The organism is Bacteroides sp. An19 (genome assembly GCF_002160215.1).
Lineage (GTDB): Bacteria > Bacteroidota > Bacteroidia > Bacteroidales > Bacteroidaceae > Phocaeicola > Phocaeicola intestinalis.
The window spans coordinates 115,286-140,743 of the sequence record NZ_NFKD01000002.1 but is presented as its reverse complement, the minus strand read 5'-3'; the positions used below and the strand labels follow the sequence as shown (position 1 = coordinate 140,743).

The following is a 25,458-nucleotide window of genomic DNA, read 5'->3' as shown; positions in this document are numbered from 1 at the left end:
CCTTATTCAACAATTCAACAGAATATCAAAGCCTTTCCAGCAGTTCTTTCGTGACGGTATAGTACCTGCCCACGCATCTTCGGGTTTGGTAACGGTCTGTGCCGCCGTATTGGTAGGCGGTATAGGTAAGACCGTTGGGCGCAGGTGTCAGCTTCCAGCACTCCTGCACCACTTTCCGAACCTGCGACTTCTCCACCTTGACTTGCGAGCAGACGAGCAACGGGATGATGTCGTTAAGGCAGAAAGACACCGTTTCCACTTCCATCTTCGCCATGATGTCGAGCAGCAGTTCCGCCATCTCTATCTCCAATCGGTTGCGGTTGCTTCGGATAATCTTCCGCAGGGCATCCGTTTCCAGCAGCTTCGGGTTGAACCACATGCGGCTTTCCTTTTCGGTGGATAGCTGTCTGTGTTGCAGGAAATGCAGGAAAGCAGGTATCTCCGCTTTCAGCTTTTGCAGGAAGTCGGTATCATCATTCCGTAGCGGCACAATCTTCCGTACCCAATAGCGTGTTTCCCCGGCGTCAATGATGACGGGCAGGTGTTCGTTGTTGGAGCAGAGCACGAACTTGGCGAAGAAGCCTATCTCGTCACGGTCTTTGCCTTTCGCCTCCACCTTGTAGGAAAGCGTAGTGCTGAGGTTCTTCAACCTTTCGCTGTCCTCACGGCGGTTGAGCAGCACCTCGTCCACCATGATGAGCAGCTTGCCCGCCCAGTCGGAATTGAACTGGCTGCGGAAGTCCTCGTTGGTGTTGAATGTCACGTTGTTTTGGAAAACGGCTTTCAGGAAGTTCAAGAACGTGCTTTTGCCCGTGTTCCTCTCTTCGGACACGAGCAACAGGATGGGCTGCTTCTGAACGGGGTACAGATACAGCAGTTGCAGGTAGTCCATGCCCAACTCGTACTGTTCTCCGAAGATGTGTTCCACCAACGAGCAGATGCAGGGGAAGTCACCCTCCTGCGGCTGGTGGCTTATCGGTTCGTAGAGGTTGAGGAATTTGCCGACTACGGGGCGGTAGCCCACATGGTCGGGTACGGTGCAGAAGCCGTCATACTTGGGGATGCCAGCCATGTAATCCTTGCCGTAGTCCTGCCGCAGGGTCTCTGAATTCCATGCGATGCGTTTCCTCACATAGCCGCCGTCAATACGGGGCTGGTTCACAATCTTGTAGAGCGTTGTGCCTACACGGATGAATTCTTCTTTTTTCTCCATATTTCAAATACAGGTTTTAGTGCCGCCGACACCTTGTCGGCAGGCGGGGTTGAACATGGGTGCAAAGCTACGGCAGGACGGCTAAAACCTTGATACGTAAAACGATGCAGAACGGCGCAAAAGAACCCGACGGACAAGAAAATGCAGCGAAACGGGTAATTCCAGCCATCAAAAGACGAAAAGAAAAGCCCAAAGAAGCGGAATGTCGCACTTCTTCGGGCAAATGGAAGCCACAGATATTCGTAGGTAAATGGATATGCTGGTTTATAGGTTTATTGATGCCATCATATCAGGTTAAACCGCTCATAAACAGGCTGTAAAAGTTGCCAACGGGTAAAATTTAACATCTGCATAAGGGATTACCGCCCATAGAAACCAACAAAACTTGCCTTTCTTTTTGCAAGCAAAGCCTTTCCAGCAGAGCATTGCGCACCCTTGCGGCATTGGGTGTGTTGATACGGAAAGCGAGTGCCACGACCATCGGCAGGGCATACACATCCGAATAATAACCGTTGGGCAATCTGATGCGCCTTTCCACCTCGCAAGACTGCAACACTCCGCTTTTGTACACGGCTCGGATGGCGGCACGGAGTGTCGGAGCGATAACATCAAACAGCGTTACCAACTCCATTTCGCTCATCCACACGCTGGCGGTATCGGACGGTACGGCAACCCTGCCGCACCCGTCCATCGTGATTATCGACCGTTTCATATCCCTGCCACTTTGATATTGCCGAATGATTTGCTCAGCTTGTCGCCCAGCATCGTAAGGTCGTTGTCCAGCTTCTCCACGGTTATCTTCGCATAGATTTGGGTCGTTTCGATGTTCGTATGTCCCAAAATGCGGCTTACACTCTCAATCGGCATACCCTTGCAGAGGGCCAGGGTAGCGAATCCATGACGTGAGCAATGGAAGCTGATGTCCTTATTCACACCGCATTCCCGTATCATTTTCTTCAACGGCTTGCAGATAGACCAATAGTTCAAATTGGGGAAAACGAAGTTGTTTTCTTGGAACGGCCGGTAACGCTCTATTATCTGCAAGGGGATGTCCAGCAGCTTCACTTGGAACGGTACTCCCGTCTTGTGCCGCTTGGAGATAATCCACTTCTCGCCGTTCACTTCCACGATGCGGTCGTTGGTCAGTTCCTTGATGTCCACGAAAGAGAGGGCGGTGAAGCTCGCAAATACGAACAGGTCACGGATGTACGCCAGTTTCGGGTCTGCGAACTCATGCGTCATCACCGCTTTCAACTCGTCTTCCGTCAGGAACTCTCGCTCCTTGACATTCGGACTGATGTGGAACTGCGCAAACGGGTTTCTCGGTATCATCCCGTTGAAATGCGCCCTCATCACCACGCCTTTCAGCCACATGCACTTCTCCCATATCGTGCCGTTGCGCAATCCCGCCTCCGTGGAAAGATAGACCGCAAACTCCTTGATGAAGTCGGGCGTAAGTTCCAGCATAGACATGTCGTTGCGCTTGTAGAACGACTTGATGAATACCGCTACGTAGTTTCTCGCCACAACTCGTGAGCGGTAGGTTGCCAGTTTCCTGTCCTTGCCGACACGCTTCTTGAACACCTCGTTTTCACGGTCGAAGGCTTTGAGCAGCGTCTCATACTCGCCGCCGATGCCCTGATAGGCATTGCGTACCATCTCTGCCGTGACAAACGCCTCACGGTCGGATATGCGCTGGTAGTGCTTGATGATTTGCGCCTTGATGTTGTCAAGCGCAAGGTTGGTTTCCCTCGCTTCCACGCTCTTGCCTTTGGCACGGTTGCCCTTTGCGTCCCAAAGCTCCTTTGCGATGCTCCGCTTGCAACTGAACTGCGCCACCGTTCCGTTGATTGTAACCCGTCCCATGATGGGGACAATTCCGTTCTTTTCCTTGCTGCCATTCGCATAGAACAGCACGCGAAATGTGCTCCTTGTCATACTCGTTCTTTTTTGGTTGCAAAACTATAAATCAACGAGTTAAACCTTGACAAGCAAACCTACGCAGAACAGCGCAAACGAAGCGGCGACTGTTAAATCTGCACTTCTGACGGGTAACGATTAGGAAACCGTTCTCTTTCTCCAATCCGCTTTGAAACGCTATTCAGCCCTCTGCCCAACTTCCGCGATTTTCTCCTAACCACCTAATTTACAGATTACATTGCGTTAATCTGCCGAAATTCGGAGGTTTTTCCATAGATTTTGCCTAAGTTTGCCGAAAGAAACTGAAAAGGGAAAGATATGGCTAAAGAAAAAACGGTGTATGTATGCACCCATTGCGGATACGAATCGCCCAAATGGGCAGGCAAATGCCCTTCGTGCGGACAATGGAACACATTTACGGAAGAGGTGGTACGCAAGGAAACACCGGTGGCAAAACACGCGGCGCACGGCATCGAAAGCGTACGCTCGAAACCACAACAACTGCACGAAATCACTTCGAGCGAAGAGTTGCGCATCGACATGGGAGATGACGAGCTGAACCGGGTACTGGGAGGCGGGCTGGTAGAAGGCTCGCTCACCCTGATAGGAGGCGAGCCGGGCATCGGCAAGTCAACGCTTATCCTTCAGACGGTATTGCGCCTGCCCGGCCTGAAAGTGCTTTACATCTCGGGCGAAGAGAGTGCCCGCCAACTGAAACTGCGTGCCGACCGCATCCCGCATCCCGAAACGACGCAGCTGCTGATAGCCTGCGAAACGTCATTGGAACAAATCTTCACCCACATCAAGAACACAGCTCCCGCCCTGGTCATCATCGACTCCATACAGACCATTTCGACCGAAACCATCGATTCTTCGCCGGGGAGCATCGTGCAAGTGCGCGAATGTTCGGCAGCCATCCTCAAGTTCGCCAAAGAGACAGGAACGCCCGTCATCCTCATCGGGCATATCAACAAGGAAGGAAGCATCGCCGGACCGAAGGTGCTGGAACACATCGTAGACACGGTACTGCAGTTCGAGGGCGACCAGCACTACATGTACCGCATCCTGCGGAGCATCAAGAACCGCTTCGGGAGCACGGCGGAGCTGGGCATCTACGAGATGAGGCAGGACGGGCTGAGGCAAGTGAGCAACCCGTCGGAACTGTTGCTCACGCAAGACCACGAGGGAATGAGCGGAGTGGCTATCGCCTGCGCCGTAGAAGGCATACGCCCGTTCCTCATCGAAGTGCAGGCACTGGTGAGCACGGCAGCCTATGGCATGCCCCAGCGTTCCGCCACGGGATTCGACCTGCGGCGGATGAACATGCTGCTCGCCGTGCTGGAGAAACGGGTAGGCTTCAAGCTGGCGCAGAAGGACGTGTTCCTCAACATAGCCGGAGGACTGAAAGTGAACGACCCTGCCATCGACCTGGCGGTCATCAGCGCCATCCTTTCGAGCAATATGGACACGGAAATAGAAACCGGCGTGTGCATGGCGGGCGAAGTGGGCCTGAGCGGTGAAATCCGTCCGGTGAACCGCATCGAGCAGCGCATCGGCGAAGCGGAAAAACTGGGCTTCAAGCGCATGCTCATCCCCAAACATAATCTGCAAGGTCTGGACCGGAAGAAAATCAAAATCGAACTGGTACCGGTGAGGAAGGTAGAAGAAGCCTTCCGGGAACTCTTCGGATGATGTGTTTCTCTTCACCACAAAAAGATGCTTTAAAACGCAGATTTTCGCAGATTAACGCAAATTATATTTTTAGCTATGGTATATATTGACAAAGAAACAAACGAATTGGCATATCAAATTATCGGATGCGCCTATAAAGTCCACAAAGAATTAGGTCCTGGATTATTAGAAAGCACATACGAAGCTTGCTTATGTTATGAACTGGGCAAACTCGGCATCAAATATGAAAACCAAAAAGAACTTCCGGTCATTTACGATAATACACATATCGATTGCGGATACAGGATAGACATTATGGTAGAAAGGAAAATCATTGTTGAACTAAAAACAGTAGAAAAACTTTTACCTATTCATACCGCCCAGATTTTGACTTACCTAAGACTAAGCGGAATACACTTAGGTCTACTGATAAATTTCTTCAATACTAACTTGCAAAACGGAATAAGAAGATATGTACAATAAAATCATAATCTGCGTCAATCTGTGAAAATCTGCGTTTCAAAAAACTTACAAGCGAAAAAACAACAAACCTATGATACAAGAACTTCAATTACGAGTACTGCCCGAACAGGCAGCAAGCGATGACAACATCAAGCAATACATCAGCCGGGAGAAGGGGCTGGACGCACGGACCATCAAGGCGATACGCATACTGAAACGAAGCATCGACGCACGCCAACGAACCATCTTCGTCAACCTGAAAGTACGGGTGTTCATCAACGAAATGCCCGAAGAAGAAGCTTTTACACATACCGAATACCGCAACGTGGACGGGAAACCTGCCGTCATCGTCGTGGGAGCCGGACCGGGAGGACTGTTCGCGGCACTGAAACTGATAGAACTGGGACTGCGTCCCATCGTGGTAGAACGAGGGAAAAACGTACGAGAACGCAAGGAAGACCTGGCACGCATCAGCCGTGAGCACAAAGTGGACGCCGAATCGAACTACAGCTTCGGCGAAGGCGGAGCAGGTGCCTACTCGGACGGAAAGCTCTATACCCGGAGCAAGAAGCGGGGAAACGTGGAAAAGATACTGAACGTGTTCTGCCAGCACGGAGCGGACACCTCCATCCTCATTGACGCACACCCGCACATCGGGACGGACAAACTGCCGCGCGTCATCGAGAACATGCGCAACACCATCCTTGCCTGCGGAGGGGAGGTGCACTTCCAGACACGCATGGACGCGCTCATCATCGAACACAATGAAGTGGCGGGCATCGAAACGAATACAGGCAAGACGTTCCGCGGTCCCGTCATCCTTGCCACAGGACATTCGGCACGCGACGTGTACCGCTGGCTTTATACCCACGACGTACACATCGAGCCGAAAGGCATCGCTGTAGGAGTAAGGTTGGAACACCCGTCGATGCTCATCGACCAAATCCAATACCACAACAAGGCGGGACGGGGAAAATACCTGCCCGCGGCGGAATACAGCTTCGTGCAACAGGTAGACGGACGGGGCGTATACAGCTTCTGCATGTGCCCCGGAGGATTCGTGGTGCCGGCGGCAAGCGGTCCGCACCAGATAGTGGTGAACGGAATGAGCCCCAGCAACCGGGGTACGAAATGGAGCAACTCGGGGATGGTGGTGGAACTCCGCACGGAAGACCTCGCCCATCCCGACCTGCAACTGCAGGCATGCGAAGCTTTCCCCAACTCGGCGGAAGCACAGACCGAAACCCTGATAGCACAGGCAAAGACGGAAGAAGGAACAGTACACCCGCTGGCGATGATGCGTTTCCAGGAAAAGCTGGAACAAATCTGCTGGCAACAGGGAAACATGCGGCAGACGGCTCCCGCACAACGGATGGCAGACTTTACCCGCAAGAAACTGAGCTTCGACCTGCCCCCCACGTCGTACAGCCCCGGACTGATTTCGTCGCCCCTGCACTTCTGGCTCCCGAGGTTTATCGGAGACCGCCTGAGCAAAGGTTTCCAGCTTTTCGGGAAAAGTTCGCGCGGCTTCCTTACCAACGATGCCGTGATGATAGCCGTAGAGACCCGCACTTCCGCCCCCGTACGCATCGTGCGTGATGCCGAAACGCTCCAGCACGTAACCGTAAAGGGCCTTTTCCCCTGCGGAGAAGGGGCAGGCTATGCAGGCGGCATCGTCTCGGCAGGCATCGACGGAGAGCGGTGTGCCGAAGCTGCTGCTGAATATGTATTATCAATTTAAACGCAGATTAACGCAGATTTTCGCAGATTGTTTTTATTCGCAATTTTTCGATTGACAATAACGGTTTGGTATGAAATCGTAAATCATCTAATAAAATAATCTGCGAAAATCTGCGTTAATCTGCGTTTCAAAAATCAATCAACCATGCCACATACACCTGAAATTGCCATCCTCGAACAAAACACGCTGGCTGCACTCGGATTGCGGACCATCCTCGAAGAGCTGATACCCAATGCCGTAATCCGTATGTTCTCGTCTTTCGGACAACTGATAGACGACACGCCCGACATGTATGCCCACTACTTCGTGTCGGCACAAATCTACTTCATGCATACCGCATTCTTCCTTGAACGGCAACCGAAAACCATCGTGCTTTCGAACGGGGAACATCCGCAGCTGAACGGCGTACCCACGCTGAACTGCACCCTTGCACAAGACGAACTGCTGAAAGCCATCGTGCGCCTGCGCCAGTACGGGCATCACTCCTTACCTCCCCTGCACGCCACCGCGCACGACCTTTCGCCCCGCGAAATCGAAGTGCTGGTGCTCCTTACCAAAGGCTGCATCAACAAGGAAATAGCCGAACGGCTCAACATCAGCCTCACCACGGTCATCTCACACCGCAAGAACATTACCGAAAAGCTGGGCATCAAGTCGGTGTCCGCCCTCGCCATCTACGCCGTGATGCACGGATACGTGGAAGCCGACCGCGTGTAGGTTGTCTTTCACCACAGATTACACAGATTAAAATAATTTTATATGAATGCCCGCATCTTGCCAATCAACCTGTAGGGGCGTATGCGATACGCCCCTACATTGGCTGTTTGCGGATATTCAAATAATTTTAATTGAAAATCTGTGTAATCTGTGGTGAAAAACTACCGGAACAGCTCCGGCAAGAAATGATTCAGGTACTTGCGCCAGTTGCTCCAGATATGCCCGCCATCCGTTTCCATGTACTCATAACGGTAGCCCTGGGCATCGAACCGTTTGCGGAGCCCCACATTGTCCTGATACAGGAAATCGGCAGTTCCGATGGCGATGAAATACAGTTTCGGAGCCTCGGCAAACTGGCGGGCAAGCTTCGTGTCAAGGTCGGCATAGACAAAAGCATTGTCTCCCTTTGCCTCACGGTTGACGGCTGCCGAAAACAAACCTACATAATCGAACAGGTCGGGATAGTTGGCAGAGATGTAAAGCGAATGGAATCCGCCCATCGACAGGCCCGCAATGGCACGGTGCGCCTTGTCGTCCACCGTGCGGTAATGCGACTCCACATACGACACGATATCGGGGAATGCCACCTCGAACGAACCTTCCATCGTCTTCGGATTCATAAACGAAGGCTTGTACATGCTGTTCGGGTACTCGCCCGGAGCAGCTTCCTGCCCGCCGTTCCCGTTCGGCATCACCACAATCATCGGTTTCGCCTTGCCTTGCGCTATCAGGTTGTCGAGTATCTGCACGGCACGCCCCAGTTCGCTCCACGCATTCTCGTCGCCCCCGGCACCGTGAAGCAGGTAGAGCACAGGGTAACGCTCCGTACCGTCCTCGTAACCTGCCGGAGTATAAACCGTCATGCGGCGGCGCTCCATCCCCAGCTTCGGACTGGGATACCACACCTTCGACACCGTGCCGTGAGGCACTTCGCGCACAAAATAGTTGGCAGACAGCTCACCGTCGACCAGAAAATAATTGGTATACGTGGCTATGTCGCGGAGCATATATACGTTGCTGGGATCCACCATCCGCAACCCGTCTACGTAGAAACAATACGTGTGCAATTCGGGCGCAGGCATCGGAGTCTCCAGCGTCCACACGCCTGCTGTGTCGCGCGTCATCGCCTGACGGAGAGGCATCTCTACCGCCCCCAGCGGAGTTTGTTTCTGCACCTTGCCGAAATAGTCGGCTTCTACCGTCACTTCTTTTGCCGCCGGTGCCAACAGGCGGAATGTGACTGTCTGCGCCGCCGTATCCACTTCCGGCGAAACGATGTTCCCTGTGTTTACCGCAACGGTCTCTTGCGATTGGGCAGCGAGTGCGAACAGGCATCCCGCCGCCAGCATCCATAATCTTTGTTTCATACTTATCGTTTTATTAATACGTTGACAAAATTAGCACAATTCCCGCAAAGGCATTCCGCTTTCCTCACAGATTATATCAAAAAATAAAATATTTTTTTAGGAACTGTTTTGAATTTATCGTATGCTGATTTAGGATGAGTTTTGAAGACCCCAAAAACTGCCAAAGCACACACGAAAACGAACACATCAAGACGAGAAAAAACTTTTTGTAGAAATTCAAAACAGTTTTTTAATGAAGACTTTACTTTTATAGCGGAATATCGAAAACAAGCATTATCCATTATCTTTGCATATACTACAAGAAGGTAGAGAAAGTAAAGAATGAAGAATAAAGGGCAATGGCACTGCTTATGCTATCAGCCTAAAAGGTGTTGGCTTCTACTTGACTTCTTACCTCCTGTAAGTTTCACAAATTAAAATATTTTACGCATGAAAAGCAATGTATATCTTGCCTCTAAGCCACGCTACGAAATACTGGACGGACTACGCGGTGTAGCCGCTGTGCTTGTCGTAGCCTACCATTTGTTTGAAACCTATTACCACGGCGGTACCAGCCAGCCCATCAATCACGGCTATCTTGCTGTAGACTTCTTTTTTGTCTTGTCGGGATTTGTCATAGGGTATGCTTACGATGACCGATGGGACCGTATGTCGACATGGGGATTTGTCAAACGGCGGCTTATCCGCCTGCATCCGATGGTGATATTCGGTTCATTGTTTGGAGCCGCCCTGTTCTATTTCGGTGATTGCTCCAGCTTTCCGCTTATCGGAGACAAGCCTTGGTATAAAACAGCCCTGATTATGCTATGGGCATTTACCATGATTCCCATACCCACATCGATGGACATCCGTGGATGGGGAGAAACCAATCCCCTGAACGGTCCGGCATGGTCATTGCAATGGGAATATCTTGCCAATTTCTTATATGCCGTCCTTTTCAGGCACTTTTCACGAAAAGCATTGGGTGCTGTGTGGTACTCTTCGGTATCATGACCCTCGTGCTTTGCCTGAACATTGACATTTTCGGTTTCCTGGCTGCACGCTCTTCGGCTTCCTATACGGTAATAGGAGGCTGGTGTCTTTCTCCCGACCAATTACAGATAGGATTGACACGCCTGCTCTATCCTTTCTTCTGTGGACTGCTGTTGTCGCGCACCGGAAAACTTATCAAGGTAAAAGGAGGATTCTGGTGGTGCTCGGCAATGATTGTCGTATTACTGTGCATGCCCTGGATGGGATTAGGTCCGGAAGGAAACGCACGCTGGACAAACGGGCTTTACGAAGCTACCTGTATCCTGGTTTTCTTTCCGCTTATCGTATCCATAGGCGCCGGAAGCAGCGTAAAGGGAAGCACCTCGGGAAGCATCAATAAGTTCCTCGGCGACATATCTTTTCCACTATACATCACCCATTACCCGCTTATTTATATGCAAATGGCATGGGCAAACAGCCACAAAGATGCCCCCACAGGCACACACATATTCGTTGCAGTCAGCACTTTCCTGCTTGCTATTCTGATAGCATACGGAGCTTACCGCCTCTACGACCTGCCAGTACGTGAATGGCTGAAAAAGCAATTGTTCAAACCTGCCACCCCTTCTGATGCAAATAAGACAAAATGAATGTCCGCCCACAGCCAATATATAGTCCTGAAAAATGAATATATACTGCATACGCGGTTGAATATATACTGCATACGCATTTGAATATATACTGCATACGTCTATGAATATATACTGCATACGCATTTGAATATATACTGCATACGTCTATGAATATATACTGCGTTTTCAACTCTGCCGGATTGGCTAACCGTGGACATTCATAATAAACAATACCAACCGGCAGCACACGGATGATGCCAGTCTCTGTGTGCTGCCCCCAATGCTTCAACGTCACCTGAACGAAAGAGAAAGACGCTGCTTCATATCCTTTCCGCCGATATCCCCGACAGATACCTGTATGCTTGCTTTACCGCTCTTCTTATTGGAACGCACCACCAGCAATGCACGTCCTTTCCATAAGCGATGCGTAGAATCGAAATACGGGTCTTCGTCTTTGATGTCGGCATTGCCTAAAGCAAGCAACGTAGCCGCCCCCTCGACAGATACCGATAACCGGTTATCAGCCACCGGTACGGTCTGCCCTTCCGCATCGATTGCCTCTATTACTATAAACGAAAGGTCCTGCCCGTCGGCATTGAGCTTACTTCGGTCCGCTGTAAGGCGCAGAGCAACAGGTTTTCCTGCTGTTCGCAAGGTCTGTGTTTCGATAGTTTCTCCATTGCGGATGCCTTCAGCTTTCAGCACACCCGGTGTATATGCCAAGGAAAATACAGCTTTCATTTCCGCTACCGGCTTTTCCTCTATCAGTTGGTCATTCAAGTAGAGCCGTACCATAGGATAATGTGAATATACTTCCACTTCTATCGGTTTACCTTCATGCCCTTCCCAATTCCATGAAGCAAAAGTAGGCCACGTCCCCCACTGCGTAGTCTGTATTTTTCCTTTGTAGCCATCAGGCTCTTTTACGGCGATGTACAAATGCTCGTCTCCCGCATCATTCCACAACATAGAGCGGTTATGGCTGATAGGTTTGCGCAGTCCCGTCAGGTCGATATCGCCACAATAAGCAGCATGCCACGGATAAAGCGGACGGTGGTAATGCTCACCCGGCACATCGCCTTCGTAATACCAGCGTCCAATGCCCGACTCACCGATATAGTCTACCGCCGTCCATACAAAATCACCGATAATGTATGCATGGTCTTTTACTTTACGAAAATTCTTCCAAGCGTCGTTGGGATACGATTCGGTCTGCATCATGATACGGGATGGAACACGCCGGTGATCACTTTCTGATTTATGAATCATATAATTATATCCTACAATATCGTGTGCTTCAGCCAACGGGTCGTATATCTCCCAGTCTTTGTCCCATGCGGCAAGCGCCGATGTCACCGGACGTGTCGGATCCAGTTTGCGGCAAAGGCCTGCCAGTTTGCGTGCCGTAGTCACGACCTCTATCTTCTTCCGCTCAATGACCTCATTACCGATGCTCCAGCAGAAGATGCTGGGATGATTGCGGTCGCGGAGCACCATCGCTTCAATATCACGTTTCCACCATTCGTCAAACAACGTATGATAATCATACGTATTTTTGGCATCACGCCAACCGTCGAAAGCTTCATCGATAACCAACAGCCCCAACTCGTCGCAAGCATGAAGAAAAATTTCCGAAGGAATGTTGTGTGAAGTACGTACGGCATTGAAACCAGCCTGTTTCATCAGCTCTGCTTTCCTCCATTCGGCACGGTCGTAGGCAGCCGCCCCCAAAATGCCGTTGTCGTGATGCAGGCATCCGCCATTCAATAAGACAGCCTTTCCATTCAACAGAAAACCTTTTTCGGCTGAATAGGCCAAAGTACGGAAACCGAAGCGTTCTTCTTTACAATCTACCGTTTCCCCTTCTTCGGTCACGGTGATGCGGGCGGTATACAAGTTCGGGGTATCGGGCGACCAAGGCTTTGCATCGGATAATGCCAAGGTATGCGTTACACCAATCCGCTCACCCGGCTCCAGCACGATTGTTTCAGTCTGATGCTGTCCGGATACTTCTGTTTTTACTTCAACTGTCCTCTTTTCATCCGTTTCGTTCTCTATGTCAGTCTTAATGACTGCTGTATGCAAATCGGGAGTTGTTACCTGGATACCCCAATTTGCGATGTGCACCAGTTCACTTTCAACCAGCCACACATTACGGTAAATTCCCGAACCTGTATACCAACGGCAATTCTTCTGCTGCGAATTATCAACTCTGACCGCCACCGTATTCTTTCCCGTTTTCACATACGATGTAATATCTACAAAAAACGAAGAATAGCCATACGGATGCCCACCTGCACGCTGCCCGTTGACATAGACCTCCGAGTTCATATAGATTCCTTCGAAATAAAGTTGGTATTTCCTGCCCTCAATAGCCTTGGGTAGTTCAAACGTCTTGCGGTACCATCCGATGCCGGCAGGTAAATAGCCTCCATCATTACCGGCTGGTGCATCCTTGTCAAAACGTCCTTCGATGCTCCAGTCGTGCGGAAGCGTCAGTTCCCTCCACACTCCGTCATCAAATACTTCGTTTTTTGCTTCTGCGATATCACCTAAACGGAAACGCCAGCCATTATTGAACAATTGTTTTCCGGAAGATGCCGACACCGAAAGGCACAGCACCAGCAATGCATACATAAGAATCTGTTTTTTCATGGGTATCAATTTTGGTTTCTGAATCTGTTGCAAAAATAAAGAAAATATCCGCCAGATTTCAAGAATTTGTTTACCTTTGTATTTACTCACATCAAAAAACTTCTATTTATGAAAAAACTATCTCACCTTGCCCTTGCCATCGGCTTTGCCGGTATATGCCTCACCGCATGCACCAGCTACAGTGCCCAAGATTACGTGAACGACATGAAAAACCTGACCGAAGAAACTCTCAAAAATGCATCTACCTATACGGAAGAAGACTGGAAACGGGTAGGCGAAGAATACCGCAGCATCAATGAAAAAGGCAAAAAAGTACTGGAAAACATGACCGAAGACCAACGGAAAGAACTGGAAAAATTCTCAGAAGAGATGTCGGACAAAGCTGCCGAGTTCAATCATGAGGAACTGAAAAAGCAGTTCGATGATATTATGGAACAGGCAAATGATTTTGTAGATGATATAAAACAGCAGCTGCAAGATCTGAAAGAGGAGAATGAATAAGAAAGCTAAAGCGAGGCTGCTTATCAAACAACCTCGCTTCCCTTGGATTAACTACAATCTATGTATGAAAGAGAGAACTAATTCGCATAAATAATTTTATACGTATAAATATAATTTCCTCGATAACGAGTTATTTGGTCTATACGACCATTTGCCATCTCATAGTTAAATTCAGATACATCCCCCATTCCTGAAGCAGTTCCATACGTGTTTTCTGTTGCAACTAAACATGGAGCACGATGTCCCAAGAAATCAAATTGTGCAAAAAAACCATTGAAATCGGTTTGTGTTGCATCCAATTGGAAGCCGGAAGAACATACGACCTTATTCAAATCCACACTATACGAATTTATATCATCACGCGTATAGGTATACTGCCAAATCATTCCATTAGGATAATGAATAGAAAGAGGATTCCAATTATTATCATATTCCACATCTATATAATCATCCATCGTTTTACCACCTATAAGATAACCCTCATCGTTATAATCATACCACACGAAATCTTCATCATCCAACACATTACGTGTCCGTGTAATATAACCATCTTCATTGAAATAACCTTCAAAACACCAATCCGAAGCATCATTAAGAGCTACAGAAACTTTCTCCGCATCATATTGATAATTCCAAGTCCAATATAATTCATTTTCATTCACTCCATAAGAAAAAGAAGATATGCGTCCCAAATCATCATATTCATAAAGATAAACATTTTCAAATCGATACCCTGCGACATTACCTGTTTCTTCTATCCGTACGATACGTTGATTGTCAGAGAACTGCGGCTGATATGGACAATCGTTTCCCGGTTCCGGTGTCGGTTCAGGTTCCGGCTCATTATAATCACCTACACGATAATAATAATAAATGATAATATAATCGCCATAAAATCGGTAAATGATCAAGATACGCTCGGTAAGCTGGAAGATATACCAACGTTCGCCTCCCAAAGTAACAGAAGGACCTTCACCGTCATAACCGCTTCCACCGCCGATAATGGGTCCACTCCCCTCATCTGCATTCCAATCGAAGCTTTCTCCGGCACTTCCACCGGTTCCGCTTCCTCCATTACCCCATGAACCTATTCCGTTTTCTCCAAAATCCAGCCATGGAACATCACTTATATTTATATCTTCTGTCACTTCCCCCGTACTGGGATTTGCCATTTCACCTCCTGTGGGATTCCAACGACCAATCAGCATTTGTGCCACGCTCGGCTGTCCGTCTTCTATCACAATGGTTTCAATGCCGTCTTTATTACACGCAGACATCAATACAGCCAGCAATAAAAACGCAAAGCTATTTATTATTGCATTTTTCTTTTTCATAATCTTTCCTCCTTAACTTATTATTCGGTAATTTCAAATTCTACACGACGGTTCATCAAACGACCTTCCGGAGTATCATTGGTCGAAATAGGACGCGTCATTCCGTAATATTCATACGACAAATGACTGGGTTCTACACCCGCTTTCAACAAATAATTGTAAACGGCCTCCGCACGTTTTTTCGAAAGTTCCATATTGTAATCGGCATCACCAACATTGTCCGTATGCCCTCTTACAACCACATGAATCGGCGTATTCTTCATCAAGCGCACAATTTTGTCAAGATACGGATACGACTCTTTCTTGATGGTACTCTTATCAAATTCAAAATTAATGATGTCTATCGCACAAATGGTCTTACCTGTAATAGACTCGCCCTTACCCAGCAATTCCATAATTTCCTCCAATGTATAGCAAGGCTTTTCTTCCACCACCGGTTTTTCTTCCACTACTACCGGTTCGGGTACATATACAGGTTCTACGACTTTCTTTTTAGGTGTCCGTTTAAAGATACTCAACGGCACAGAAAGCGAAGCGGTTATCTCAAGTCCCTGCAATTTCCGGTTACCACGGATGTCATACCAGAAACGATTAACAGCAATAGCCTCTCCACTCTTTTCCATATCACTGTAGGTATCGGTAAACCCATACTGATAATTGGCTTCCAAAGCAAACTGCAAACGTTTGCCTCCGTTCAAATGAATGGGTATTTTCACTCCGGCTCCTACTGCACCGGCAAAATAAGTGTTTGCCATATTGGCTTCAGAAACATCCACTTTATAATCCATACCATGTTCGGTGAGCGATATATCACCGCCACGCACAAAGCCGACAACCGGAGCCACATACACATACGGACGTACGCTTTGATAATCACCAAAATTAAAAATCAAAGGCAGACGCACGTCTACATATTTCGCCTTCAATTTATAATCCAAATCACTGTCGCTGATTTTAGTCCCTCGCGAAAGCCAGTCCACTTCTGGACGGATAGAAAACAAACGGTTCTCACCGAACTCAAATTCAGCAAAAACCCCTCCTACACCACCAAATAGCATTTTCGGGTCACGATTTTTCAACTCGGAATACTTAGCCCACGAAAGCCCCATTCCTCCTTTTACACCGAAATAAATCCGATCGGCCGACATTTGAGAAAACGCCGATAAGCCTAGGATAGAAAACACTGCCAAAAACAAAAATTTTCTGCTCATCATATCTTTCTCTTTTTATAATTTTTATAAATATAGAGAGATTCAAGATATTATACAAACCTTCATTTCCAGCTTTTATCACTATATACACAAAAAAGAAGTCCAAACGGACGAAAAGCAGACTTATGCTGTAAAAAAAAAGTAACAACAGTCTACCAATAAAACACCAGGAGCGTATGTTGACGGACAGAGAGACAGATTGATTTTTTTTGAATCGAATGAAGGATTCACCAGAGAATGAGAAATATTCTCCAATTCTTTCTATTTTTGCAGGCGAATAACAAACTATTAACACCAACTTTATGAAATATGTAATCGTATCCGACATCCACGGCTCTTTGCCCTGCCTGCAACAAGTAATGAAATTCTATGACGCAAACCAATGCGACGTACTTTGCATCTTAGGTGACATACTGAACTATGGTCCACGCAACAGGATTCCCGAAGGGCTGGACCCTAAAGGCATTGCTGAATGCCTCAATCATTTTTCGGGGTCAATCATTGCCGTCCGAGGCAATTGTGATTCGGAAGTAGACCAAATGCTACTTGATTTTCCGATACTTTCCGACTATGCCTTAGTAGCAGACAACGGAAAATTCCTGCTTCTGACACACGGACATCTATACAATGAAAACCGTTTGCCTAAAGGGAAATATGATGCTTTGTTCTACGGGCACACCCATCTGTGGCGACTGGAAAAACAAAATGGCATAACAATATGCAATACTGGTTCTATAACCTTCCCCAAAGGAGGGAATCAACCCACATTCGCCACTTATGAAAATGGAGTCATCACTCTCTATCATCTTGACGGTACAAAACTAAAATCACTGGAAATCTGAAAAAGACAAGAAAGACATCTCTTACCGAGCAGCATTGAAAATAAAGACAGACAAGACAAAATATGCTGCTTCTCTGTAAGAGAGTCTTTCTTTAATATATTTTATAACGCTTATATATCTGTAGTTGTCAACGCATATATATTACAACAGCAAAGCAAGTATATTCATTTCACCCTACACACATTACGAACAAACATTCTTACGTAAGAATCTTCTAGTCTCTGCTCTTTCCCAATGGAATAGACAACCCGATGAAGGCATTTACCGCTTTCGAGCTATTCCCAAAATACATATAGTCAGTACCTAAGAACAATGCTCCCAATTTCAAGGCAAGACCAAAAGACTTTCCTCCCGCCTGAATCGGAGAATAACTGGTAGCAATATTAAACCAGTTTTTCGGCCGGTAGGTGGCCGAGAATGTCAGTTCATTCAAGGTCTTAGGTTCAGCAAAGCGTGCGGTATATATAGCACCAACACTCAACTTATTATCCAGCAAACCATACTCACCTGCCAACAGGATAGTAGACGCCAACGTAGTCTTGGTATCTTCTGCAGCCTCTTTGTCTTGCACAAAATTGAAACGATCCATACTCAAGAAGTCTCCATCCAGAAAATCCTGATAATTGCTGCCTGTCACTTCAAAAGAGCCGTTAGCAGGTGCAGCTACTGTAGTTTCGCCTTCTTTCCATTTAATGAATCCTAAATCAAGTACAGCCGCTGATACGGTCAAGTTATCCCATACCTTGTAACTGGCTCCCAGGTCAATACCGAATCCTGCACCCGCTATGCCAAAATTGCTTCCGTCTATATCGAACCCATCAATCTGCCCCGTAGTTTCATCAAAACTCAAGCCTCCACCTTTCATTGTCGTGGAGACACGTGCATTAACCGTGGCACTACCATACGTCTGATAAGGATTCAGTTCCGTATAATCACCGTTTGTCAGTGCGTCATCCACATAAATATCGAAATTGTCAACAGCCATTTCGGCACGTGCTATCCCCAACAGCACTTTCACACGTCCACCCACAGAAAGTTTCTCGGTTATCTGACGGGAATATCCCAAGCCGATTTCGGCATAAGCATTCAAATTGAAGTTCATATTCGAGAAGCTACCATTGATATCTTCTGTATTATTTACCCTACGCAAGTATTCAAACATAGACTGGGGAATAGATGCTCCTACATCAGCACGTAAACCGACATTTACATTCCAGAAGCCCTTCCCCGCATACCAACCAAAAGAAAGGACATCGGTTTTGAGGTTTACATTCAGACGGTTGTCTGATTTCAACCGGCTGTACAAGTCATCATTTAGAAATATATCTTCTCCCGAATCAAGTACATCGATAATATCGTTGATGCCCAACACATTGGAAGACGTACCGACATTGAATGACCCTAAAACCGGTATATTAAAATATCCTCTCATTGGTTGTAATCCTGGATTCAATTCCAACCTTGAGCTAGTACCTTCCATAAAATAGGATGTCCGCAAATACTGGGCATGCACCGTCATACCCAATAAAAGACCACCTGCCACCAACCAAACTCTTCTGTTTAAAAATCCCTTCATAAATATGCTCTATCGTTAAATGTTTCTACAAAAATAAAAAAATAGCCATTACCAACAATTTCACAAAAACGGGATTTTACAACTATCCTATCTGTTTCGTGAGCTAAATGCACAAAATTAGCCACTATATGGTCAAAACTTATAGCTGATAAAATCGTTCGATCATTATTTTCTTATATTTTCGGGATATTAATAACTCCTCGGCAGCATTAAAAGGCGGATACATGATACAACGGTTATCCTGCACCATAATCAGGTAATGCATATTGATGATATACGATTGATGAATCTGTATGAAAACCGAATCGTAAGCACATAACTGTTCTGCCGTCGTACTCCGACGCAACGCCAGGAATGTACCATCGGTCAAGGCTGCTTCCCATATCTTACGGTTCGATAAATAACGGAAATACCCGATTTCGGATGCACGCAAAAAACGCAAGTCCCCAGTAGGAGTCATTACCATAAACGGCCTGTCTTTTAATAAAGCGGCAACATTGCCTACATCACTTTTCACATTTTGCTCATATAATCGTGACATAACCATCTGCAATTCACTCGAATCAACCGGTTTTTGCAGAAAATCAAAAGCAGCACTACGCAATGCGTCAATCACATATTTATTATATGCCGTATAAAATACGACACGCATATTCCATGTAATCCGGTCACGCAAGCGGGCAAGTACATCCATCCCGGTCATATCTGGCAATTCCACATCCAGGAACAACAAATCGGGTTTTGTCTTTTCTATTACTTTCAATCCGAGACTTCCCGTTCGTGCAGTCCCTTCTACCGACACGTAAGAATAACGCTGCAATTCGAACGACAAATTATCAATGGCACTTTCCTCATCGTCTACAATGACTGTTCTAAATATCTGTTCCATAAAAGGGTTTCTTTTGTTTCTTCAATTCAAATGAATAATCTACTGGCAACCGAAAATAAACTTCACATCCGGTTTCATGCGATGCCATCTCTACATTATTTATATGCATCACAATCGGACGACGATTGTAAGCGTTCAACAATTGGAGTGTCCTGGTAATAACTTTCATACCGGTCCCTGTTCCAGAGGCACCACTTCCGATACGATACCCTCCTCCATTGTCACGGATAAATATTTCTATTTCATCGGTGTGTTGACAAATATGTATGCTTAACCGCTTTGGCCCCACCTTTGTACGCAAGCCATGTTTGATGGCATTTTCTATTGGAATCTGCAGCAGCATAGCAGGTATCTTCACATTGGTCTGATTGATTTGGGGATCCACTTCGACGGTATAGACAAAATCGGGCTGCAAAGTCTTGCTTTCCAACTCCACATAAGTCTGCACAAAATCCAACTCGTCACGTAATGTAACAGAAAGGCTATCTGCCAATTCCAAATTACGACGTATCAGTTTAATCAACCCGTTCAGGTTAGTATCCGACTCCGCAACCCGATTCGCCTTCACTTCCCGATTCAACACGTTGAAAATAAAATGTGGAGAAATACGGTTGCGAATATTCGCCAAACGCAACGAAGTGATGGCCGTACGCAAGTTGCTTTCTACTTTGGCACGTTTCTTTTTACGATGCAAGAAAATAAAAAAGCCGCACATACCTGCTAGCAGCACCACCAGCGAACCACCATAAAGCCATTGGTTCAGGCGCAACACTTCATTTTCTTTTTGTTGAATAAACATTTCTTTCTTCATCAGTGTACTATCGCGCTGATAACGCAATGCTATAGATGCAACCCTCATCCGGATGCGTTCATTACGGGTAGAATCGTCTATTCGGTTATTTTCCTTCAAATAATAATATGCTTGCCTGAAATTACCGCTTTCCTCAAAATAATGCTGCAAGTAACGGTTCCGTATATGCAACATATTAGGGTCGATAACATCAGGTTTTACAGCTTCTTGCAAACGTTTCCTTGCCAAAGGCAAATCTCCTCTTTTCAAAGCCAGTTCAATCAGCTGGGTATCTATATAATAAAGAGCGGAAGTGTTTTCCATCTCCTTGAAATAAGCATAGCACTGATTCAGGTAATAAGTTGCCGAATCCGTCTGATTCATCAGCAAAAAAACCTCTCCTAAATTCACCATTGTCATATTCCGTTCAAATTTCATATCCGGATACTGGTTGACAAACACCAACAACCGGCGGAAATAATCCAATGCTTTCGGATAGTCCTGCCGATAATAATAAGAATTTCCCCGGTTATTCAAATAAATATGCTTCTCATAAGGTTTCATTTGAGCGAAATATTTTCCTGCCAAATCGAAATAATAGTCGCAACGGTCGAAATCCCGCAAATTCATATTGACTTGAGCAAGCCCATAATAAATCGGGAAACGTTCCTCATCGGGCATGCGCAACGAATCAGCCAATGCCAAAGCCCTTCTGTACCAATACGAACTCCAGTCATATCTGCCTTCGCCACTATATGCATCTGCCAAATTCAACGCAACATTCAGCAGTTTATAAGGCTCATCCACACGCTCGCAAAAATCATACGCTCTCCGAAACGCCATTCGTGCTGAGTCAAAAACAGTCGTACGTGCATACAAGTTGCCCTTCATATTTGCGACTTCTGCCGATAAAATCCAATGCCGCTTACTGGACACATTCGTTTTTTTGCAGAAATCCGTAGCTAAACGCAACAGGCATTCTACCGAATCTGTTTCCGATATAAACATCTTTGCCTTTGCCTTAAGGGTAAGCATTTGATAATACGTAATGCTGTCCTTCAGCAAAGGCAAGATACTATCGACTTTTTCACATACAAAAACAGGATTATCACTTAACGTATCTTCCCATTGCGCAAACAAAGGCGCATAGCAATCTACATTTTCCACCTTTTTCTTCCTGACACAACTTCCTGCCAATCCTCCCCAAAGGCAACTTATTATCAAAACTATCACTATTTCACGATTCATATCTTTTCTTGTCTTGCCAAGACAAATGTATGTAAAAAAAGTATACATAGCAAAAATAAGTTGCATAAATTACACGAGCAAACAAGGAATTTCGTATTTTTGGAATAAAAATCCAAACATCATAAATAACGGGAAATATGAAAACACTATCTAACGACAAAATCAGTATCCAAGTAGCCGATCATGGGGCCGAACTGGTAAGCATCGTTGCTAATGAAACAGAATATTTGTGGCAGGCAGATCCTCGGTTCTGGGGACGTCATTCGCCTATATTATTCCCTATTGTAGGACGGGTATGGAACAATTCTTACCGCCACAAGGGAAAATCATACGAATTAGGGCAGCATGGATTTGCACGGGACATGGATTTCCAGCTGACATACGAAGAAGAGAACGCCCTCATTTACAGTCTGGAAAGCAATGAAGAAACACTGAAGAAATACCCCTTCACATTTGTACTGGAAATTGGCTACCGGCTAAAAGGGAATCGCATCGAAGTAATGTGGAGTGTTCAAAATACAGGAAACGAAAACATGTATTTCCAAATAGGCGCACACCCTGCTTTTTATTACCGTGACTTCGACACAGTTACCAAAGAAAAAGGGTTTCTCGACTTCGGTAAAGACAAAAAAATATTAGAATATATCTCGCCAACAGAAAAAGGCTGTACATCAAACGAACGACAAAGCCTGACACTAAACAATGGAATGCTGGAACTAACTCCTGCCACTTTCCAATGTGATACCTACATGTTTGATAATAGCCAACTGAAAAAAATCACACTGACAGACAAATCCAAGACTCCTTACCTTAGCGTAGAATTCGACAGCCCACTGGTAGCCATCTGGTCGCCTTCTGTATCCCATCCCGATGTTCCTTTTGTCTGCATTGAGCCATGGTACGGACGTTGTGATTCTGTCGGATACAAAGGAGAGTTTAAAGACCGTGAATGGATGCAGACCCTGGAACCTGACAAGAGTTTCGATGCCAGCTATTCCATCGTACTGGAAGATATAAAGTAATCAAAATTTTTCTTTATTATAATGATTATCTTCGTTTACGACCATACATTCGAAGGCTTGCTTACGGCTTTGTTTGATGCATACGTGCGCCGGACATTTCCCGACAAACTTTTGCATGAAACAGAGCCTCTTCCTTTATTTTATAATGAACTTTACCGCGTCACCACCTGTACTGAAAAAGCGGAACGGGTATGGAAAGCCTTGTGTAGAAAACTATCGAAACAAGCTACAGCACTCATCACCTACTGTTGGTTGTCTGAATCCTCCGAGGCTCCTATGCTCTTGATGAAATATATGAAACAAATATTCGATTCAAAACACTCCATTACTACCGATTTCACCAACCCTGTAACATTAGCTGTTACACAACTTGGAAGAAAAGTAAGCGGTGAACGTCACCGCATCCTACAATTCATACGCTTTCAAAAACTTGCCGATGGCACATATTTCGGCATAATAGAACCTCTGTATAATGTGCTATCATTAACCATCAGGCATTTTCAAGACCGTTTTGCCGACCAACACTGGATTATCTATGACGCACGCCGGCATTTCGGTTACTATTACGATGGCATACAAGTGAACGAAATCGCTTTTACAAATGTCCATCAGCCTGCTTTAGTGACCGGAAAAGTTGATGAAAATCTACTTGACAGGGAAGAAAGACTATACCAGACACTTTGGAAAAACTACTTTCACTCCATCTGTATCCGCGAACGCCTTAACCCTGTCAAACATAAAAAAGACATGCCTGTCCGCTATTGGAAATTCTTGACTGAAAAGAATTAACCATACCCACAAAAAACTGCAGGACTAAAACGGGAACAATAGCGGCAATACAACTATCATCACTACCCCCATAAGTATCTGCAATGGCAAACCTACCTTGACATAATCCATAAACGTATACTGTCCGGCAGGCATTACCAAGGCATTAGGAGGAGTAGAGAAAGGTGAAGCAAAACACATACTTGCAGCTACTGTTACGGCAAAGAGAAAAGGCACCGGGCTTACCCCAATCTGCATAGCACTCTGCAAGGCTATAGGAGCCATCAACACAGCCGTCACCGTATTGCTGATAAACATGGTCATCAAAGAAGTGGTAAAATAAATGCCTGCCATCAAAACCAATGGTCCGTATGCCCCCAACCCGTTCACCAAAGAACCGGATATATAATCGGACGCTCCTGTCTTCTCCAATGCCAACGACATAGGCAGCATACCTGCAAACAATACGATAGTTTCCCAATTAATGGTCTTATAGGCAGCCTCTACATTACGGAAGCATCCCGTAAGCACCATCAGCATAGCGGCAATCATCACCGCCGTAACCGGAGCCACCGGAATAAAGTCGAAAACCATCATCGCCACCATCAATAGCATAATAACAGCAGCCACCGGCGCCTTGTAGTCGAGCGTCACCTTGGCGGCCTCAGCTAAAGGTTGTCCCAATACCACCCAGTCGGTATCTTCTTTAGTCAACCGGGCTATATCATGCCATTGGCCCTGCACAAGCAACACATCACCATTGTGCATCCGTTCATTGCCAAGGTCTTGCAATATATACTCTTTTTTCCGGCGTATCCCCAGCACATTCACATTGAACTTATCACGGAAACCTGCTTCTTTTACCCGCTGATTGAGGATGTTGGAAGTGGGCATCAACACTATTTCTGCAATGCCGATATCATAAAATCCCAACGAACGTTCGCCATTGACGGCTTCTTCGGTAATGTGCCCGTCCATCATCTCCAACCTACATTCCCCGACAAAACGGTTTACGGATGAAATATCCCCATTTACATACAAGACATCATTTGCCTGGATAACCGTATCTGCCGATGCCAACTTTTGCGTAACTGTCTTCAGGAAACGATGCTGTGAAGCTTCTCCCCGACGTACTTCCAGAATATTCAGTCCGTAGCGCCGTCTCACATCCAATGTCTGTACCGTTTGACCGACAATACCCGAAGCTGCATCCACCCGTAAACGAAACAGGTTATGTGCCAAACCATATTCTCTGACCAGTTCATTCAAAGACTTTCCGGAAGATTCACCATTGTTTTTTTCACGTTTCTTCGATAGAAACCATTTCGTAAGAGGCAACAACACCACGATGCCTGTTGCCACACAAACCAACCCTACCGGGAGGAACGAAAAGAACGACAAGGATTCAAATCCCGCATGTACCAGTGTGTCTTGTATCACCAGATTAGGCGGGGTACCAATCAGCGTCATCATACCTCCCATACTGCTGGCAAAGGCCAACGGCATCAACAAACGTGCCGGATTCATACCAGCGTTGTTGGCAAGACTTACCACAATAGGCAGCATCAAAGCTACAGTACCTGTATTGCTTACAAAAGCCCCGATGGCAGAAGTCACCAGCATGACCAGCAAAAACAAACGCAACTCGCTTTTACCTGCCAACTTCAAAATACGTGAACTGATCATCTTGGCCAATCCGGTCTGGAAGATAGCCCCTCCTACGACAAACAGTCCTACCATCATAATCACTACAGAATTAGAAAAACCCGACAAAGCCTCTTCTGGAGTCAAGACGTGAAAAACCAGCAAGCCTATCAGCGCACACAACGCTACTATATCCGACCGCACCCTTCCCGAAACAAAGAAAACGGCAGACAGGACCAAAATAACAAGTGTTACAAGCATCTTTTAAATGAAGAATTAAAAA

The 25,458-nt window shown here is 46.4% G+C and carries 20 protein-coding genes and 1 pseudogene; 10 read left to right on the top strand and 11 right to left on the bottom strand.

The window, feature by feature from the left end; translation table 11 throughout:
• Positions 1–25: 25 nt before the first annotated feature.
• Positions 26–1,213 (bottom strand): primase-helicase family protein, encoded by a 1,188-nt coding sequence (locus tag B5F25_RS01695; RefSeq protein WP_087247202.1) that lies wholly within the window; start codon positions 1,211–1,213, stop codon positions 26–28.
• Between the two features lie 89 nt (positions 1,214–1,302).
• Here B5F25_RS01695 and B5F25_RS01690 point away from each other — a divergent pair, with 89 nt between their 5' ends.
• Positions 1,303–1,533, top strand: coding sequence for a hypothetical protein (locus tag B5F25_RS01690; RefSeq protein WP_140406838.1), 231 nt, complete (start codon positions 1,303–1,305; stop codon positions 1,531–1,533).
• 20 nt (positions 1,534–1,553) lie between these two features.
• Here the strand turns inward: B5F25_RS01690 and B5F25_RS01685 are convergent, their stop codons facing one another.
• Together B5F25_RS01685 and B5F25_RS01680 are read right to left on the bottom strand one after the other, a co-directional pair.
• Positions 1,554–1,925 carry a hypothetical protein gene (locus B5F25_RS01685; RefSeq protein WP_087247198.1) on the bottom strand — a complete coding sequence of 124 codons (372 nt, stop codon included), beginning with the start codon at positions 1,923–1,925 and terminating at the stop codon, positions 1,554–1,556.
• A complete protein-coding gene (locus tag B5F25_RS01680; protein WP_087247196.1) occupies positions 1,922–3,151 on the bottom strand; it encodes a site-specific integrase in 1,230 nt (409 codons plus the stop codon). Before B5F25_RS01680 ends, B5F25_RS01685 begins: the two co-directional genes overlap by 4 nt.
• Before the next feature lie 300 nt (positions 3,152–3,451).
• On the opposite strand from B5F25_RS01680, the gene radA reads away from it, so the two are divergent.
• The 4 genes from radA (at position 3,452) to B5F25_RS01660 (ending at position 7,724) form a co-directional block, all read left to right on the top strand.
• Positions 3,452–4,825 carry a DNA repair protein RadA gene (gene radA / locus B5F25_RS01675; protein ID WP_013617289.1) on the top strand — a complete coding sequence of 458 codons (1,374 nt, stop codon included), beginning with the start codon at positions 3,452–3,454 and terminating at the stop codon, positions 4,823–4,825.
• A gap of 75 nt (positions 4,826–4,900) precedes the next feature.
• Complete coding sequence (locus B5F25_RS01670; protein ID WP_013617290.1) at positions 4,901–5,287, top strand: GxxExxY protein; 387 nt, start codon at positions 4,901–4,903, stop codon at positions 5,285–5,287.
• Between the two features lie 70 nt (positions 5,288–5,357).
• Positions 5,358–7,007: an FAD-dependent protein gene (locus B5F25_RS01665; protein ID WP_087247194.1), complete on the top strand. Its 1,650-nt coding sequence runs from the start codon at positions 5,358–5,360 to the stop codon at positions 7,005–7,007.
• Between the two features lie 144 nt (positions 7,008–7,151).
• Positions 7,152–7,724: a LuxR C-terminal-related transcriptional regulator gene (locus tag B5F25_RS01660; RefSeq protein WP_013617292.1), complete on the top strand. Its 573-nt coding sequence runs from the start codon at positions 7,152–7,154 to the stop codon at positions 7,722–7,724.
• Between the two features lie 161 nt (positions 7,725–7,885).
• Here B5F25_RS01660 and B5F25_RS01655 read toward each other — a convergent pair whose 3' ends face one another.
• Positions 7,886–9,091, bottom strand: a complete 1,206-nt coding sequence (locus tag B5F25_RS01655; RefSeq protein WP_087247192.1) for an esterase — start codon at positions 9,089–9,091, stop codon at positions 7,886–7,888.
• Between the two features lie 429 nt (positions 9,092–9,520).
• Here B5F25_RS01655 and B5F25_RS01650 point away from each other — a divergent pair.
• A pseudogene (locus B5F25_RS01650) lies at positions 9,521–10,713 on the top strand (acyltransferase).
• A 273-nt stretch (positions 10,714–10,986) separates the two neighbouring features.
• Here B5F25_RS01650 and B5F25_RS01645 read toward each other — a convergent pair.
• Positions 10,987–13,332 (bottom strand): sugar-binding domain-containing protein, encoded by a 2,346-nt coding sequence (locus B5F25_RS01645; protein WP_239414058.1) that lies wholly within the window; start codon positions 13,330–13,332, stop codon positions 10,987–10,989.
• A 126-nt stretch (positions 13,333–13,458) separates the two neighbouring features.
• On the opposite strand from B5F25_RS01645, the gene B5F25_RS01640 reads away from it, so the two are divergent.
• Complete coding sequence (locus B5F25_RS01640) at positions 13,459–13,851, top strand: hypothetical protein (protein ID WP_013616231.1); 393 nt, start codon at positions 13,459–13,461, stop codon at positions 13,849–13,851.
• 77 nt (positions 13,852–13,928) lie between these two features.
• Here B5F25_RS01640 and B5F25_RS01635 read toward each other — a convergent pair whose 3' ends face one another.
• Complete coding sequence (locus tag B5F25_RS01635) at positions 13,929–15,185, bottom strand: DUF4595 domain-containing protein (RefSeq protein ID WP_087247188.1); 1,257 nt, start codon at positions 15,183–15,185, stop codon at positions 13,929–13,931.
• Between the two features lie 20 nt (positions 15,186–15,205).
• Positions 15,206–16,399: an OmpA family protein gene (locus B5F25_RS01630; protein ID WP_087207382.1), complete on the bottom strand. Its 1,194-nt coding sequence runs from the start codon at positions 16,397–16,399 to the stop codon at positions 15,206–15,208.
• Between the two features lie 299 nt (positions 16,400–16,698).
• On the opposite strand from B5F25_RS01630, the gene yfcE reads away from it, so the two are divergent.
• Positions 16,699–17,238 carry a phosphodiesterase gene (gene yfcE / locus B5F25_RS01625; RefSeq protein ID WP_087247186.1) on the top strand — a complete coding sequence of 180 codons (540 nt, stop codon included), beginning with the start codon at positions 16,699–16,701 and terminating at the stop codon, positions 17,236–17,238.
• A 214-nt stretch (positions 17,239–17,452) separates the two neighbouring features.
• On the opposite strand, the gene B5F25_RS01620 is transcribed toward yfcE, so the two are convergent.
• The 3 genes from B5F25_RS01620 to B5F25_RS01610 form a co-directional block, all read right to left on the bottom strand.
• Positions 17,453–18,757 (bottom strand): DUF5723 family protein, encoded by a 1,305-nt coding sequence (locus tag B5F25_RS01620; RefSeq protein WP_262483265.1) that lies wholly within the window; start codon positions 18,755–18,757, stop codon positions 17,453–17,455.
• A 196-nt stretch (positions 18,758–18,953) separates the two neighbouring features.
• Entirely contained in the window at positions 18,954–19,703 is a 750-nt protein-coding gene (locus B5F25_RS01615) for a LytTR family DNA-binding domain-containing protein (RefSeq protein WP_087207385.1), read from the bottom strand.
• Positions 19,687–21,741, bottom strand: a complete 2,055-nt coding sequence (locus B5F25_RS01610) for a tetratricopeptide repeat protein (protein WP_087247182.1) — start codon at positions 21,739–21,741, stop codon at positions 19,687–19,689. Before B5F25_RS01610 ends, B5F25_RS01615 begins: the two co-directional genes overlap by 17 nt.
• Positions 21,742–21,878: 137 nt before the next feature.
• On the opposite strand from B5F25_RS01610, the gene B5F25_RS01605 reads away from it, so the two are divergent.
• Entirely contained in the window at positions 21,879–22,763 is an 885-nt protein-coding gene (locus B5F25_RS01605) for an aldose 1-epimerase family protein (protein WP_087247181.1), read from the top strand.
• A gap of 21 nt (positions 22,764–22,784) precedes the next feature.
• Positions 22,785–23,552 (top strand): TIGR03915 family putative DNA repair protein, encoded by a 768-nt coding sequence (locus B5F25_RS01600; protein ID WP_087247179.1) that lies wholly within the window; start codon positions 22,785–22,787, stop codon positions 23,550–23,552.
• Between the two features lie 24 nt (positions 23,553–23,576).
• On the opposite strand, the gene B5F25_RS01595 is transcribed toward B5F25_RS01600, so the two are convergent.
• Positions 23,577–25,436, bottom strand: a complete 1,860-nt coding sequence (locus B5F25_RS01595; RefSeq protein ID WP_022040044.1) for an SLC13 family permease — start codon at positions 25,434–25,436, stop codon at positions 23,577–23,579.
• Positions 25,437–25,458: the final 22 nt, after the last annotated feature.

Bases quoted from the DNA above. Each gene is read 5' to 3' on its own strand.
- B5F25_RS01695 (WP_087247202.1), bottom strand. From the start codon at position 1,213: ATGGAGAAAAAAGAAGAATTCATCCGTGTAGGCACAACGCTCTACAAG.
- B5F25_RS01685 (WP_087247198.1), bottom strand. From the start codon at position 1,925: ATGAAACGGTCGATAATCACGATGGACGGGTGCGGCAGGGTTGCCGTA.
- B5F25_RS01680 (WP_087247196.1), bottom strand. From the start codon at position 3,151: ATGACAAGGAGCACATTTCGCGTGCTGTTCTATGCGAATGGCAGCAAG.
- radA (WP_013617289.1), top strand. From the start codon at position 3,452: ATGGCTAAAGAAAAAACGGTGTATGTATGCACCCATTGCGGATACGAA.
- B5F25_RS01670 (WP_013617290.1), top strand. From the start codon at position 4,901: ATGGTATATATTGACAAAGAAACAAACGAATTGGCATATCAAATTATC.
- B5F25_RS01665 (WP_087247194.1), top strand. From the start codon at position 5,358: ATGATACAAGAACTTCAATTACGAGTACTGCCCGAACAGGCAGCAAGC.
- B5F25_RS01660 (WP_013617292.1), top strand. From the start codon at position 7,152: ATGCCACATACACCTGAAATTGCCATCCTCGAACAAAACACGCTGGCT.
- B5F25_RS01655 (WP_087247192.1), bottom strand. From the start codon at position 9,091: ATGAAACAAAGATTATGGATGCTGGCGGCGGGATGCCTGTTCGCACTC.
- B5F25_RS01645 (WP_239414058.1), bottom strand. From the start codon at position 13,332: ATGTATGCATTGCTGGTGCTGTGCCTTTCGGTGTCGGCATCTTCCGGA.
- B5F25_RS01640 (WP_013616231.1), top strand. From the start codon at position 13,459: ATGAAAAAACTATCTCACCTTGCCCTTGCCATCGGCTTTGCCGGTATA.
- B5F25_RS01635 (WP_087247188.1), bottom strand. From the start codon at position 15,185: ATGAAAAAGAAAAATGCAATAATAAATAGCTTTGCGTTTTTATTGCTG.
- B5F25_RS01630 (WP_087207382.1), bottom strand. From the start codon at position 16,399: ATGATGAGCAGAAAATTTTTGTTTTTGGCAGTGTTTTCTATCCTAGGC.
- yfcE (WP_087247186.1), top strand. From the start codon at position 16,699: ATGAAATATGTAATCGTATCCGACATCCACGGCTCTTTGCCCTGCCTG.
- B5F25_RS01620 (WP_262483265.1), bottom strand. From the start codon at position 18,757: ATGACGGTGCATGCCCAGTATTTGCGGACATCCTATTTTATGGAAGGT.
- B5F25_RS01615 (WP_087207385.1), bottom strand. From the start codon at position 19,703: ATGGAACAGATATTTAGAACAGTCATTGTAGACGATGAGGAAAGTGCC.
- B5F25_RS01610 (WP_087247182.1), bottom strand. From the start codon at position 21,741: ATGAATCGTGAAATAGTGATAGTTTTGATAATAAGTTGCCTTTGGGGA.
- B5F25_RS01605 (WP_087247181.1), top strand. From the start codon at position 21,879: ATGAAAACACTATCTAACGACAAAATCAGTATCCAAGTAGCCGATCAT.
- B5F25_RS01600 (WP_087247179.1), top strand. From the start codon at position 22,785: ATGATTATCTTCGTTTACGACCATACATTCGAAGGCTTGCTTACGGCT.
- B5F25_RS01595 (WP_022040044.1), bottom strand. From the start codon at position 25,436: ATGCTTGTAACACTTGTTATTTTGGTCCTGTCTGCCGTTTTCTTTGTT.